Annotated in this window: 10 protein-coding genes and 1 pseudogene; all 11 read left to right on the top strand. The window is 67.9% G+C overall.

Annotation, left to right across the window (positions count from 1 at the left end; translation table 11 throughout):
* The first annotated feature begins 225 nt into the window (after positions 1–225).
* Positions 226–738, top strand: a complete 513-nt coding sequence (locus IPN03_05460; protein MBK9373173.1) for a hypothetical protein — start codon at positions 226–228, stop codon at positions 736–738.
* 20 nt (positions 739–758) lie between these two features.
* Positions 759–1,460, top strand: coding sequence for a hypothetical protein (locus IPN03_05455; protein ID MBK9373172.1), 702 nt, complete (start codon positions 759–761; stop codon positions 1,458–1,460).
* Positions 1,461–1,784: 324 nt separating this feature from the next.
* A complete protein-coding gene (locus IPN03_05450; GenBank protein MBK9373171.1) occupies positions 1,785–2,045 on the top strand; it encodes a UPF0175 family protein in 261 nt (86 codons plus the stop codon).
* A complete protein-coding gene (locus IPN03_05445; protein MBK9373170.1) occupies positions 2,026–2,520 on the top strand; it encodes a DUF3368 domain-containing protein in 495 nt (164 codons plus the stop codon). Before IPN03_05450 ends, IPN03_05445 begins: the two co-directional genes overlap by 20 nt.
* Positions 2,517–5,018 (top strand): DEAD/DEAH box helicase family protein, encoded by a 2,502-nt coding sequence (locus IPN03_05440; GenBank protein ID MBK9373169.1) that lies wholly within the window; start codon positions 2,517–2,519, stop codon positions 5,016–5,018. Before IPN03_05445 ends, IPN03_05440 begins: the two co-directional genes overlap by 4 nt.
* A gap of 50 nt (positions 5,019–5,068) precedes the next feature.
* Positions 5,069–5,382, top strand: a pseudogene (locus IPN03_05435) (hypothetical protein).
* 678 nt (positions 5,383–6,060) lie between these two features.
* Positions 6,061–6,363: a hypothetical protein gene (locus IPN03_05430; protein ID MBK9373168.1), complete on the top strand. Its 303-nt coding sequence runs from the start codon at positions 6,061–6,063 to the stop codon at positions 6,361–6,363.
* Between the two features lie 228 nt (positions 6,364–6,591).
* Positions 6,592–7,851, top strand: coding sequence for a TolC family protein (locus IPN03_05425; protein ID MBK9373167.1), 1,260 nt, complete (start codon positions 6,592–6,594; stop codon positions 7,849–7,851).
* A complete protein-coding gene (locus IPN03_05420; protein ID MBK9373166.1) occupies positions 7,848–9,083 on the top strand; it encodes an efflux RND transporter periplasmic adaptor subunit in 1,236 nt (411 codons plus the stop codon). The genes IPN03_05425 and IPN03_05420 overlap by 4 nt, the downstream gene beginning before the upstream one ends.
* Position 9,084: 1 nt before the next feature.
* On the top strand, positions 9,085–12,189 hold the full coding sequence (locus tag IPN03_05415) for an efflux RND transporter permease subunit (protein ID MBK9373165.1): 3,105 nt from the start codon (positions 9,085–9,087) through the stop codon (positions 12,187–12,189).
* The gene (gene cadA / locus IPN03_05410) at positions 12,179–14,482 is read left to right on the top strand and encodes a cadmium-translocating P-type ATPase (protein MBK9373164.1); all 2,304 of its coding nucleotides are present in this window, start codon (positions 12,179–12,181) and stop codon (positions 14,480–14,482) included. The genes IPN03_05415 and cadA overlap by 11 nt, the downstream gene beginning before the upstream one ends.
* The last annotated feature ends 181 nt before the right edge of the window (positions 14,483–14,663 follow it).

Below are 14,663 nucleotides of genomic sequence, written 5' to 3'. Positions count from 1 at the left end.
TGTTGACTTCCGCCTGCGATCCCCGACGTTTCGTACACAAGGCTCACCGAGTCTCCCCGATCTTCCTCCCGGCGGGGCGGTGTGGATTGAGGCGTATCGACACTGGCGGCGAGGGTCGTGAGGATCGCATCGGGTTCCTGCGAGACGCGGCCTCGCGACGGGCCAATAGAACCGGTTCGAGTTCTCGCCCTTTCGCGTTTCGCGAATCACGAATACACTCCCTCCATGGCCCTGAAACCGCAGGATCTCCTCGTCGCTCTCAAGCTCTGGGTCGGACGCGACCAGGCTTGGACCTACCCGCTCCTCGCCCGGTCCCTGGGGATGAGCGTGTCGGAGGCTCACGGCGCGGTGAAGCGGGCGGTCGCGGCCGGCCTGCTGCCGCCAGGAGGACTGCGCGTCAGACCCCGGGCCGAGGCGCTCCGGGAGTTTCTCGTCCACGGAGCGAAGTACTCCTTCCCGGCGTTTCGGGGCGAGTTGGCGAGGGGAATCCCGACCGCGCACGCCGCCTCGCCGCTGAAGGAACTCCTCGCGGACGCCTCCGAACCGCCTCCCGTCTGGCCTCACCCGAACGGCACCGCGCGTGGACCGAGCCTCGCGCCGCTCATTCCTTCCGCACCGGGCGCCGCGCTGGAAGACCCCGCCTTGTACGAGCTTCTCGCTCTGTTCGATGCCCTGCGGGCAGGACGTGCTCGCGAGCGCGAGATGGCCACGCGACTCCTCGAGGAGCGGCTGAGGTGACCCCGGACCCCAACCTCGCCATGCTCGAGCGTATCGCCGAGGCCCTCGGGCCCCTGCGCCACAGCATGGTCTTCCTCGGGGGGTGTGCCACGGGACTCCTGATCACGGATCCTGCCGCCGCGCCGATCCGAGCTACGCGGGACGTCGACGTGATCGTCGAGACACCAGACCGGTCCGCGTACTTCGCGCTCGAGAGGGAGATGACGGAGCGCGGATTCCGCCACGATCAGAGCGCTGGGGCTCCGATCTGCCGATGGACCTTCGGCGAGACTCTCCTCGACGTCATGCCGATCGATCCTTCGGTGCTCGGCTTCGCAAACCGCTGGTACCCGGAAGCGCTGCGAACGCAGCGGACCGTCCGGCTTCCGAGCGGCGTCGAGATCGCGGTGGTCTCGCCGCCGGCCTTCCTGGCCACCAAGCTGGAGGCGTTCCTGGGAAGGGGGCGAGGCGACTACGCCTCCAGCCACGACCTCGAGGACTTCGTCAGCGTCGTCGACGGCCGCGACGGGATCGTGGAGGAGGTCTCGGCCTCGTCCGATGACCTTCGCTCGTTTCTCGGCATCGAACTCGGGAGGTTCTTGACCGAGGAGCGTTTCCTCTCGGCGCTTCCGGGTCATCTCCCGTCGGATAGCGGAAGCCAGGCGCGGGTGCCGATCCTGCTTCAGCGACTTCGCGCCCTCGCAGGGACGGGTCAGGTGACGAGGTCGGTCAGAGAGAAGTAGACAGGCGCAAAAACGCCGCCGTTCCCGGCGGCGTCTAAATCCTTTGGAATCAATGGTCGGGACGGCGAGATTCGAACTCGCGACCCCTTGAACCCCATGCGACACCTCCGTCCACTGACAGCTGTAACTGGCCATATATCATGAATTTACGCTTGGGTGAGATGCCGCCCGGACTATCCGCAGACGGCATCGGACAACGAAAGTAGATACCTTGAGGCTCTCAATGAACGACGCTTCTGAAACCTGCGTTCGGCCCCCCGCGGGAAGGATCCGACAGGATCGGGCAGCGCTCTTGAGAGACAATCGCCATGGGAGTCCAAAGAGATGGCGTCACGGTCGGTAGTTGTCGCGGTTCCGGAAAAGGTCCTTCTATCCGAGAAGACCGACGAGGTGTCTTTCGCGAGGGAGCTGCAGGTCCTCGCGGCGGTCAAGCTCTATGAACTGGGCAGGCTCTCCTCGGGCCGAGCGGCAGAGCTCGCTGGAATGGGCCGGGTCGAGTTCCTCTACGAGCTGAAGCGCTACAAGACGTTCCCGCTGGAAGCCGAGCTTACCGAGCTCGAAGGCGATGCCAGGCTCGATCACTAACACCTCTCCCCTTCTCTACCTGGGTCGGATCGGAGCTCTCGGCTGGCTTGACCAGCTCTTCGGGTCGGTCTGGGTTCCGTCGGCGGTCCTGAGGGAGCTCGGCGAAGGGCGGGCACTCGGGTTCGAGGTGCCAGACACGGACAACCTGGCCTGGCTGGAGACCGTCGACCCGAAATCGACCCCCTCCGAGTGGCTGACTCTCGATCTCGGAGCCGGAGAGCTCGCCGCGATGGCGCTCGCCCTCGAAAACCCTCAGCGAATCCTCCTTCTCGACGATGCGCTCGCGCGGCGGACGGCCCGCGCCGCCGGCCTGACCACCTGGGGCACCCTCCGTGTCCTGCTCGAGGCCAAGAAGGCTCGCCTCGTCCCTTCCGTAGCTCCGCTCGTGGACCTTCTCGCTGCCTCCGGGATGTGGATGTCGCCCGACATTCGAAAACGCGTCCTCTCACTGGCGGGAGAAGACGTCGCCGGATGAACGCCCGCGGTCACCGACGGGCAGCTCTCACCATTGCCATCGAGGCCGCAGAAGCGGAGATCGCCGACCTCGGCAGACGCCGGGACGCACTCGAGAAGCAAGTCGAGGACCTCCGGAACGCCCTTCGCGCAGAGGATGACAGCGAAGGCCGCACCATCGTCGCGACGCCGGCTCCCGCCGGTCGGCTGAACGCGCAAGAGAAGGTTGGCCTCTTCCGGAGTCTCTTCCGTGGCCGGGAGGACGTGTTCCCCAAGCTCTGGGTCAGCCCGAAGACGGGCAAGAAGGGGTACTCCCCAACTTGCCGGAACGACTGGGTGCGAGGAGTCTGCGAGAAGCCGCGCGTCCGTTGTGGCGACTGCCCGAGCCAGGCCTTTCTCCCGATGTCCGACCAGGTGCTCCTCGATCACCTCCAGGGTCGTCACGTGATCGGCTGCTATCCCCTGCTCGCCGACGAGACCTGCTGGTTTGTCGCCGCCGATTTCGACGAGGCCGAATGGGCTGCCGATGTTTCGGCCTTCGCCGCCACGTGCGGAGAGCTGGGAGTTCCGATTGCCGTCGAACGGTCGCGGTCCGGCAACGGGGCCCATGCCTGGCTCTTCTTCTCTGCGCCCGTCCCCGCCTCCGCAGCCCGGCGGATGGCCTCGTTCCTGATCACCGAGACGATGTCCCGCAGGCACGAGCTGAGCATGGCGTCGTACGACCGCCTCTTCCCGAGCCAGGACACGATGCCCCGGGGCGGATTCGGCAACCTGATCGCCCTTCCGCTCCAGCGCCATCCCCGCACTCAGGGAAACACAGTCTTTCTCGACGCGAACCTCGAGCCCCACCCGGACCAGTGGGCATACCTCCTCGGGGTCAATCGGATGAGCCGGGACTACGTGGAGACGATTGCCTCGGAGGCCGCGAGGAAAGGGCTGGTCGTCGGAGTCCGGACCACCGAGGACGGGGAGGATGAGGATGCCGCTCGGCCGTGGCGCCAGACGCCGTCCCGGCGATCGACCGCTCGCCTTCTCCTCGGACCGCTCCCGACTGAAGTTCGCGCCGTCCTCGCAAACCGGCTCTTCGTCGCGAAGGAGGGGCTCCCCTCCCCGCTGCTCAACCAGATCAAGCGTCTTGCCGCTTTCCAGAATCCGGAGTTCTTCAAGAAGCAGGGACTGCGCCTCTCGACGGCACTCACGCCTCGTGTGATCAGCTGTGCGGAGGATCACCCTCGCCACGTCTCGCTGCCGAGAGGCTGCCTCGATGACCTCCGCCCCCTTCTCGGCGGGCACGCCGTGAGGCTGGACCTCGAGGACGAGCGCCACCAAGGGCCGATGCTCGACGTGTCGTTCGCCAGCAGCCTCACTCCCCGGCAGGAGGAGGCAGCCCAGATGCTGCTGGCCCACGACACCGGAGTCTTCGTGGCCCCGCCGGGATCGGGGAAGACGGTCGTCGGCTCGTACCTGATCGCCGCCCGGGCCCGCTCGGCGGTCGTACTCGTCCACCGCCAGCCGCTCCTGGACCAGTGGGTGGAGCAGCTGTCCCTGCACCTCGGCGTCGATCCGAGAGAGATCGGTCGAGTCGGAGGGGGCGTCCGAAAGCCGAACGGGCACCTGGACGTCGCCATGATCCAGAGCCTCGTCCGGGGCGACGAGATCGACGAGATCGTCGGCGGCTACGGCCACGTCATCGTGGACGAGTGTCACCACATCCCGGCCGTCTCGTTCGAACGAGTGCTCTCGGGAATCCGGGCGAAGTTCGTCGTGGGGCTGACGGCCACGGCCAAGCGTCGGGACGGCCACCAGCCGATCCTCCACATGCAGATCGGGCCCGTCCGGTTCGACGTGGGCCGCAAGCCGGCTGAGTCGGCGGACTCACTGACGAAGACCCTGGTCGTTCGCGAAACGTCGTTCACTTCTTCCGCACAGGACACCGATCCTTCCATCCAGAGCCTCTACGGTGCGCTGGCCCGGGACGAAGCGAGAAACGACGCCATCGTTCGCGACGTGACGCTCGCGCTCGGCGAGGGACGCACACCACTCGTCCTCACGGAACGCCGAGATCATCTGGACCTTCTCGCCGCCCGCCTTGCCGCGGCCTGCCCGCACGTCGTCGTACTCCGCGGTGGAACCGGGGCAAAGCAACGGCGAGAGTCGATGGCAAGGCTTCGCGCCATTCCGCCGGATGAACCGCGTCTCCTCATGGCGACCGGCCGTTACGTCGGCGAAGGCTTCGACGACGCGCGGCTCGACACGCTGTTCCTCGCCATGCCGATTTCCTGGAGGGGCACGCTCGTCCAGTACGCTGGTCGGCTCCACCGCCCGCTCCCGGGGAAGACTGAAGCCCGCATCGTCGACTACGTCGACCGCCAGGTTCCGGTCCTCGCCCGTATGTTCGAACGCAGGATGCGCGGCTACCGAGAGATCGGGTACAGAGTGGCCGAAACCTCTGGCCCTGACTCAACACGCGGAGAAGAAGAGATCGGTGCCAGGGCGATTCCCGCCGGGTCCTCGCCATGAAGAGTCGCCAGACGGTCCGGCCGGCCCCCGCTCGCCCCGCCGGGCGACGGGTGCGTCTCTCAGGCCCACAGCTCGATGCGCTGGTCGCCGAGGCGACCGTCGATACGTACAACGACGACGAGCAGCAGTCGGGGCTCTACACGCTGATAGAGGATCACCTCGCCCTCCCCTTCTCGACGGAAATTCTTGGCGTGGCGGTTTCGGTCAAGCGAGTGGAGTTGACGGACGACGGCATCGTTGCCCTCTGTGTCGCGGGCCCCCCCGGCAGAGAATCCCCATCCTCGACCTGCCCCTGCCTGCCCGCCCGCCCAGCGGCACCGAGTGGATCGAAGCCTATCGGTACTGGCGTCGAGGGCGCGCGTGACGACGTAGAGGACCACGGGCTCATGGACCGCAACTGGAGGTAGGCCGAATTCGCTCGCCACCTGTTCTTCCTCCGGACGACTCACGAGGCCAACAGGAACCTCTTGAAGCTGTTGGATCAGACGCCTTGGCTCTGACAACAGCGTACCTGCGCTTGGGCGTAGGACGCGGAGCCAGCGGCAGCCAGGCAGAACAGCTCCGATGTCGAAAGCGACTCTGGCTGATCGCTTCTACGTCCTGGATATACCCGGAGTGCGACCCGGTCGGACCAGGTGAACCCGCGACTCCTTGAATCGCCTCACCCGAGATGGGTATCTAAACGGCGAAACCGCAGACAGCTACGGACATCCTGATCCGGCCACCGGATACCAGCAGCACCGAACGGAGCATCGGTGGACACCTGTAAACCATTTCCTGTGAGTGATTTAAAGATGGTCGGGACGGCGAGATTCGAACTCGCGACCCCTTGAACCCCATTCGGCACCTCCGTCTGCGGACAGCCGCAACTAGCCATATACCATAGATTTACGCTGGCACACTTCACTTCCGCGGGTATCTACGGATAGCATGGGACAACGAAAATAGATACCCTTCCTCGCGTGCCCGGAACAGGGCTCTGCGGGATCCGTCGGCTCCCGCTTTCGAAGACTGAGCGGACCGTGTGCTATCTTCCGCGCCGGTGTTGAGAAGACTCCTCTTTCTGGTTTTCGCCGTCTTCCTGATCCAGGAGACGAACCTCGGCTCCCTCTTCCTCGGGGCCGAGTGTGTGGAGACCTGCCCCGACGACACCAGTCCCGGCCACTGCCCGCCGACGTGCGCCACGTGCGCCTGCGGCACCCACGTCAACCCTGTCTCGCCGGGGATTCCCGCCCTCGCTAGCCCCGCCTCGCGCCCGTGCCGCTCCTCGTTCGAGGCGTCCGTTCCTTCGGCCTCCCGGCACGTCGGCGATATCCTGCACGTCCCGAAACCGGCCCTCGCGTAGCAGCGGCTGAGAGAGGCTCCTTCCGGAAGCGTCGCGCAGAAAGCGACGCGCCCCGGAGACGGCACTCCCCTCGGACCTCTTCGCTGACGGGTCGGCCATACCGGCCGGCACGCCGCCACCGCGACGGGACGACGCACGCGGTCTGGATCTGATTCAGTCGGTTCCGGACCAGGCCCTCGGTCACGACCAGGGAGCGCGCCTCTCTCCCGCCGCCTCCAGGAGGACGGAATGGGAATTCGATCGTATTGCGGCCGGGTGCTCGCGCTTGCAGCCATGGCCGGCACCCTCGAAACACACGCGCAGGACGCGCTCCGGATGGACGACTACGTCCGGCTCGTCCTGGAGTCGCACCCGTCCGCGCGGTCGGCGCAGGCGCTCGACGCAAGCGCCGCGGCGGCGTCGAAGGCGGCACGCCTTCTCCCCGACCCGACGCTCGAGCTGAGCCTCGGAGAGGGTCGGGCGGCGGACGGCTCGGGGTCGCCGAAGACCGAGAAGGGCTTCTCCGTCTCGCAGTCGATCCCCTGGCTTCCGGCCCGATCGGCGTCGATCGAGGCCGCCGACCACGAGGCCCGCGCGCTGCGGGCCGAGGGCCTCGCGACGCGTTGGGGCCTCGAGCTCGACGCGCAGGTCACGTACGAGCGTCTCCTGTTCGCGCGGGCGCAGGTCGAGGTGGGCCGGGCCTCCGCGGAGGACGCCCGCTCCCTCCTCGACCTGATGACCCGCCGTGCCTCGCTCGGCGAGGCGCGTGAGGTTGATCGGATCAAGGCGCGCGTCGAGTGGCTCCGGCAGGATCGTCAGCTGAGCGCCGCCTACAGGGAGGAGCTCGCCGCGGAGGGCATCCTGAGGACACTCGCGGGAGAGCCTCTCCCCACCCCGCTTCGCCTCGCGGGCGAGCTTCCACGGCACCCCGACGGCATGCGCGCCCTCCTCGACGCGCACCCCGACGCCCTCGAGCGAAGCCCGGCGCTGATCCGCGCCCGCGCCGAGGCCGCCCGCGCCTCGTCGCTCCTCTCGAGCGCCCGCAGAGGACGCGTCCCGGACCTCGGCTTCTCCTTCTTCCGGCAGAACGAGCTCGATCGCGAGGCATGGGGCGGCGCCCTCGGCCTCACCCTGCCCCTCTGGAACGCCCGACGAGGAGACGTCGCGCGGGCCGAGGCCGAGAGTCGCCTCCGGGCCGCGGACGCCGAGCGCGTGCGGCTCGCGCTCCTCTCCGACCTCGCGACACGCCGCCGGGACGTCGAGACGCTCGCCGTCCAGGTCGCCTCCCTCGAGGGAGACTTCCTCCCATCCGCCGCCGAGAGCGTCCGCCTCGCCCGCCTCCTCTTCGAAGAGGGCGAGACGTCCCTCCTCGACCTCCTCGACGCCCAGCGCACGGCCCGCGAGGCCCGCCGCGAGGAGATCCGCGCCCGCTTCGAGCTCGCGACCGCGATCGCGGAGCTTCGGCGGCTCCTCGGCCCGAACGACGACACCACGGGAGATAGCAAGTGAACAGGAAGCCCACCATCCTCCTTTCCGGCCTCGCCCTTTCCGCCGCCGTCGCTCTCGCCGGCTGCGGCAAGGGCCGCGGTGCCGCTCCCGCGCCTGAAGCCCCCGCGAAAACCGCCGAGAAGGTCGAAGAGCCTGCGACCCCGCAGCGCGTCCATCTCACCGCCGCCGCGATCGCCGAGGCCGGCATCACGACGTGGAAGGTCCAGATCGTCGACCTCTCACACATTCTCTCTCTCACCGGCAGCGTGGGATTCGACGAGAACCGCCTCCTCCTGGTCGCCGCGAACGTCAAGGGCCGGGTGACGTCGATTCCGGTCGACCTGGGCGCTCGCGTAAAGCCCGGCGATCCGCTCCTCGTGATCGAGAGCGTCGACCTCGGTCGGACGCGCGAGGAGTTCGTGACGGAGCTGTCGAGCTTCAACGTATCGGCCAGCGCCTACGAGAGAGCCAGGAAGCTCGTTGAGGCGAATGCCATCAGCGCCGGGGAGTTCCAGGCTCGGGAAGGCGACTACCTGGCGAAGAAGACCGCCGTCGCCTCCGCCGAGAGGACGCTCCACCTCTACGGTGACAGCGAAGAGACGATCGCGCGTTTGCGAGCCAACGCTGTCGACCACAGGCTCTCCGCGGCTGACGGCGCCACGCTCACGCTCCGGGCTCCCTTCGCCGGCCGCGTCATCGACCGAAAGGTGACCTCCGGCGCCCTCTTCGAGGCGCTGCAGCCGCTCATGACGATTGCCGACCTGGGGTCCGTCTGGGTGTTCCTCAATGCCTACGAGAAAGACCTCGCCCTCCTTCACGAAGGGCTGTCTGTAACGCTGAGAACCGACGCGTATCCCCAGGAGACCTTCCGTGGCCGCGTGGATTTCCTCGGCAGCGTCGTCGATCCGCAGACGAGGAGCGTCCGGGTCCGCGCGACGGTGGAGAACCGTTCGGAGAAGCTCCGCCCGGGTCTCTTCGTCACTGCCCAGGTCGATGTCCCGAAGCCGCAGAGCGAGGCGCACCCGATCGTGGCCGTTCCCCAGTCGGCCATCCAGAGGCTGGAGGGTCGCTCGACTGTCTTCGTTCAGGTCGAGCCCGGCGTCTTCCAACGGCACTACGTCGAGGTCGGACACAGCTTCGAGGGCTTCACCGAGATTCTCGCCGGCATCAAGGCTGGCGACGTCGTCGCCACCGAAGGGAGCTTCGTCCTGAAGTCGGAGTTCGCCAAGGCCTCGCTCGTGGAGGAGGACTGAGGTGCTGCGGCGGCTCGTCGACCTCAGCCTCGAAAACCGGGCGATCGTCCTACTGGCCGCGGTCCTCCTCATCGCCGGCGGCGCCTACTCCCTGACGCAGCTCCCGATCGACGCCCAGCCCGACATCACGAACGTCCAGGTACAGGTCCTCACGAAGGCTCCGGCCCTCGGGCCCGTGGAGATGGAGCAGTTCGTGACGTACCCGGTGGAGGCCGCGATGAACGGCCTTCCGAAGCTCCAGGAGATCCGCTCCATCTCCCGCTATGGCCTCTCTGCGGTGACGATCGTCTTCCAGGACGGAGTCGACGTCTACTTCGCCCGCCAGCTCGTCTCCGAGCGCCTCGTCCAGGCACGCGAAGCGATCCCGGAGGGTCTGGGCACTCCCGAGCTGGGTCCGGTCACGACCGGGCTCGGCGACGTCTTCCAGTTCACAGTCGAGGGAGACGGCATCTCCGCGATGGAGCGCCGGACGATCCTCGACTGGATGATCGCGCCCCGGCTGCGCGCCGTTCCCGGCGTCACAGAGGTCAACACCTGGGGCGGCCTTCCGAAGCAGTACCAGGTCGTCGTCGATCCCGCGAAACTGCGGGCGCACGGCCTGTCCCTGAAGGAGGTCTTCGAGGCCGTCGAGCGAGGCAACGCGAACGCCGGCGGCGGCTACATCGAGCACAACCGCGAGCAGTACATCGTCCGCGGGGAGGGCCTCGTCAGCTCGCTCTCCGACATCGAGAAGATCGTGCTGAAGGCCGCCCCCGAGGGAACGCCCGTCACCGTCGGCGCCGTCGCGCAGGTGCGGGAAGGGTCGATGCTGCGAATCGGCGTCGCCACGGCGGACGGCCACGGCGAGACCGTGATCGGCCTCGTCCAGATGCTCGCGGGTGAGAACGCGCTCCAGGTCGCGACGCGTGCCCGCGAGGCTGTGGAAGAGCTCCAGCCGACGCTCCCGAAGGGAATCAGAATCGTTCCCTACTACGACCGGGCCGCCCTCGTCCGAAGGGTGATCCGCACCGTCGAGACGAACCTCCTCGAGGGGAGCATCCTCGTCATCGCCGTGCTTTTCGCGTTCCTCGGGAACGTGCGCGCGGCCCTCATCGTGGCCTCCGCGATCCCTCTCTCGATGCTCCTGGCCTTCACGGGGATGGTCGAGTCGCGGATCTCGGCAAACCTCATGAGCCTCGGGGCCATCGACTTCGGGCTGATCGTGGACGGGGCCGTCGTCCTCATCGAGAACGTCGTCCGGCGGCTCTCCGAGCCAGAAGGGCGCGACAAGACGGTGCGCCAGCTCACGGCCGAGGCCGCCCACGAGGTCGTCCGGCCGATCACCTTCGGCATCGGCATCATCATCCTCGTCTACCTTCCCATCCTGAGCCTCCAGGGCGTCGAGGGAAAGATGTTCAAGCCGATGGCCTGGACCGTGGTCTTCGCCCTGGCCGGCTCCCTCCTGCTCACGTTGACCCTCACCCCGGTCCTGGCGTCGCTCTTCCTGAAGAAGACGGGGCACGACCACGAGCCTCGCTTCGTCGGAAAGCTGCGGGTTCTGTACCTTCGCGGCCTCGACGTCTGCCTCTCCCGGCGGGCCCCCGTGGTCATCGCCGCGGTCGTCCTCGTCGCCGTGGGCGCCGCCGTCGCCTCGACGCTCGGGGGCGAGTTCCTGCCTCGCCTCGACGAGGGCGACCTTTCGATCAGCGCCGTCCGCCCCCCCTCCGTGGGCATCTCCGAGGTCGCGGCCAGCACGGGGCGGATCGAGCGGGTCCTGAAGAGGTTCCCGGAGGTGATCACTGTGGTGAGCCGGTCGGGTAGCCCGGAGCTCGCCACCGACGTCATGGGGATCGAGCTAGGGGACGTCTTCGTGATGCTGAAGCCGAAGGACGAATGGACGTCGGCCAAATCCAAGGGGGAGCTCGTCGAGAAGATGGCGGAGGCCCTCGGCGAGACCGTTCCCGGCGTCGGCTTCTCCTTCCAGCAGCCGATCGAGATGCGCTTCAACGAGCTCATCGCGGGCGTGAGATCGGACGTCGGCATCAAGCTCTTCGGAGACGACCTCGAGCTCCTCCGGCAGAAGGGCGAGGAGATCGCGCGGGTCGTCGCCACCGTGCCCGGCGCGGCCGACGTCAAGGCCGAGCAGACAGCCGGTCTCCCGGTGCTCCGTGTGAAGGTCGATCGCGATCGCTGCGCCCGTTACGGCATCTCAGTAGGCGACGTGCTCGACACGGTCGAGGCGGCGCGGGCCGGGAAGATCGTCGGGACCGTGTTCGAAGGTCAGCGCCGCTTCTCACTTGCGGTGCGGTTCGACGACTCGGCGGCCCAGACGATCGAGGGCCTCCGGAACGTGCCCGTCGCGGCCCCCGGCGGTGCCCTCGTCCCGCTCGGACAGCTGGCCGACATCGTCCTGGACACCGGGCCGTCCCAGATCTCGCGCGAGGCCGTGAAGCGCCGCGTCGTCGTCGAGGTGAACGTCCGGGGCCGCGACGTCGCGTCCTTCGTGACGGAGACGAAGGCAAAGCTCCAGAGCGCCGTCAAGCTCCCCGACGGTTACTACATCCGCTGGGGAGGCCAGTTCGAGAACCTCGAGAGAGCGTCCCGGAGGCTGATGGTCGTCGTGCCGCTCGCCCTCGCCCTGATCTTCGCGATGCTCTACTTCACCTTCGGGGCGCTGAAGCCGGCCGTTCTCATCTACCTCAACGTCCCGCTGGCCGCCACGGGCGGCGTCATCGCACTGGCCCTCCGAGGGCTTCCCTTCTCGATTGCCGCGGCCGTCGGGTTCATCGCGCTCTTCGGCGTCGCCGTCCTGAACGGCGTCGTCCTGATGACGCAGATCCGCGACCTCGAGGCACGATCACACCTGGACATCGCCGACGTCCTTCGAAAGGCGTGCGGACTGCGCCTCCGTCCGGTACTGATGACCGCCCTCGTCGCATCCCTCGGCTTCGTGCCGATGGCGCTCGCGACCGGGTCGGGCGCCGAGGTCCAGCGGCCGCTGGCCACTGTCGTGATCGGCGGCCTTGTGACATCGACCATTCTGACCCTCTTCATCCTCCCCACGATCTACAGCTTCTTCGGCCGGGCCGGCCGTGCCGCGAAGACGGAGGTATCCCATGGACAGTGAGTCGATGCACGGTGTCGTCGCCGTCATTCAGCCCTTCATGCTGGAGCCGGTCGTCGATGCCCTCCGTCTCGTCCCGAACTTCCCGGGAATGAGCGTGAGTGAGGTCCGCGGATTCGGCCGTCGCTGCGCGCACGCGCCGCACCGGGGCGAGCGAACGGAGGTGGAGCCGTTCGAGGAGAAGCTGCGGATCGAGATCTACTGTCGCGACGCCGAGCTGAAGGCGATCGTTGACACGATCCGGAGACGGCACATACAGGGAACCCGGGCGACGGAAAGATCTTCGTCAGCCCTCTCGCCCGGGTCGTCGGTATTCGGACCGGCGAGGAGGGACCCGAGGTCCTCCTCTGCGGCTACCCAGACGACAACCCCCATGGCTGATTCCGCCTCCCTCGCCCCGCTCTCATTCTGGAGGTCCCCCGCCGTCCGGCGAGTCCTCGCCGGCGGACTTCTCCTCGCCGGCGGCCTCGCCCTGGAGCAGCTCGGATTCGGCCATGCCTGGGTCGTTCCGCTCTACCTCGCCTCGATCCTCCTCTCAGGCGCGGACTGGGGCCGCCACGGCTGGGAGGAGCTCGTCCACTGCCGGGAGGTCGGCATCGAGGCCCTCATGGCCGCGGCGGCCGTCGGCGCCGCGGCGCTCGGCCTCTGGGACGAGGCCGCTGCGCTCGTCTTCCTCTACGGTCTGGCCGAATCCGTCGAGCACCTCACGTACGACCGGGCGAAACGCGCGATCGAACGCCTCCTCGACCTCGTCCCCGCTCAGGCGAGCGTCCTCCGGGATGGAACCGAGACCATCGTGGAGGCCGCACGCCTCCAGCGGGGGGATCGGATTCGCGTCCGTCCCGGCGAATCGATTCCCACGGACGGTGTCGTCGAAGAGGGCTCCTCGGCCGTCGACGAGTCCAGCCTCACCGGCGAGCCCATACCGATCGAGAAGAAGCCCGGAGAGCGACTCTTCGCCGGCACCCTGAACCGGACCGGAAGCCTCGTCTTCCGCGCCACCGCCGCCGCGGACGAGAACTCCGTGAGCCGCCTCGTGAAGCTCGTCGAGACGGCCCAGAAGTCCAAGGGCCGGAGCCAGCAGCTCGTCGAGCGCTTCACCAACATCTACTCTCCCCTCGTCCTCGGAGCCGCGGTGCTCCTTCTCCTCGTCCCCATCGCAACCGGCGCGAGCTTCTCGGTGTGGGCGAGGTACGCCGTCGTCCTCCTCGTCGCGGCGGCTCCCTGCGCTCTCGCGATGTCGACGCCCGTGGCATTCGCGGCCGGAATGTCTGCCGCAGGTCGCCACGGCATCCTGATCAAGGGCGGCCGGTACCTCGAGGTACTCGGCCGGGTCCGGACCGTTGCCTTCGACAAGACCGGGACGCTCACGCGCGGGCGGCCGGAGCTCGTCGTCGTGGAGCCCGCGGAGGGCATGACGGCCTGGGAGCTGCTCTGGAAGGCAACCTCCATCGAGGCGCTCTCTGAGCATCCGCTGGCCGAAGCGGTTCTCCGAGCAGCCAAGGCGAAGGGCGTTGAAGCGTCCCGTGCCGTCAGCGAGTTCCGGGCGCTCCCGGGCGCGGGTGTCGAGGGCATCGTCGACGGCGAGCGCGTGCAGATCCTCCAGCCGGACGCCGGAGGCGCACCCTTCGGCGGTCTCGGACACCGGCTCGAGGAGCTTGCAGGTACGGGCATCACGCCAGCGATCGTCGTCGCCGGCGGCCGTCTCCTCGGAATCCTCGGCTTTCGCGATGAGCCCAGACCCGAAGCGGCCGCGGCGCTCCGCCGCCTTCGAGCGGCAGGCGTCACCCGGCTCGTCGTCCTCTCGGGCGACCGACCCCTCGTTGCCCAAAACGTCGCACAGGCGGTCGGCATCGACGAGGCTCGCGGGGGGCTCCGGCCCGAAGACAAGGTCAAGGCCGTACAGTCGCTCTCGTTGGAGTCCGGTCCGCTCGCGATGGTCGGCGACGGGATCAACGACGCGCCGGCGCTGGCCGCCGCCGACGTCGGCATCGCGATGGGAGCGCTCGGGAGCGACGCCTCGATCGAGGCTGCGGACGTGGCCCTGATGGCTGACAGCCTCGAGCACCTCGACGAAGCCTTCCTCATCGGCCGGCGCGTCCGGTCGATCGTCCGACAGAACGTCGTCTTCTCCATCGTCGTGCTGGCGGTCCTGATACCGGTGGCGCTCAGCGGGGTCATCAGCATCACGATGACGGTCGTCGCCCACGAAGCGGCGGAGCTGCTCGCCGTCGCGAACGGCCTTCGCGCGCTGAAGGGAGGACGGCACCACAACCCGATCGCTGAAGCGACCTGAATGACGCGACAGGAGGGAGTCCGGGCGCCGCGAGCGCTCAGGTCTGCTCACGGCCCTGTTTTCCGAGGCCAGGGCGCGGGTCTGCCAAGTTGAAACGATCGCTCCGGGGCACCGCCGGCACCTGCCTCCTCGACACCTCCACCTCTGAAGTGAACGACAGCTGCCTTTCGGCTCTGCCGCC

This window comes from Holophagales bacterium, assembly GCA_016719485.1.
In the GTDB taxonomy this organism is placed as follows: Bacteria; Acidobacteriota; Thermoanaerobaculia; order UBA5066; family UBA5066; genus UBA5066.
The sequence above is the reverse complement of the archived record's forward strand: the minus strand, read 5'-3'. Positions and strand labels throughout refer to the sequence as shown.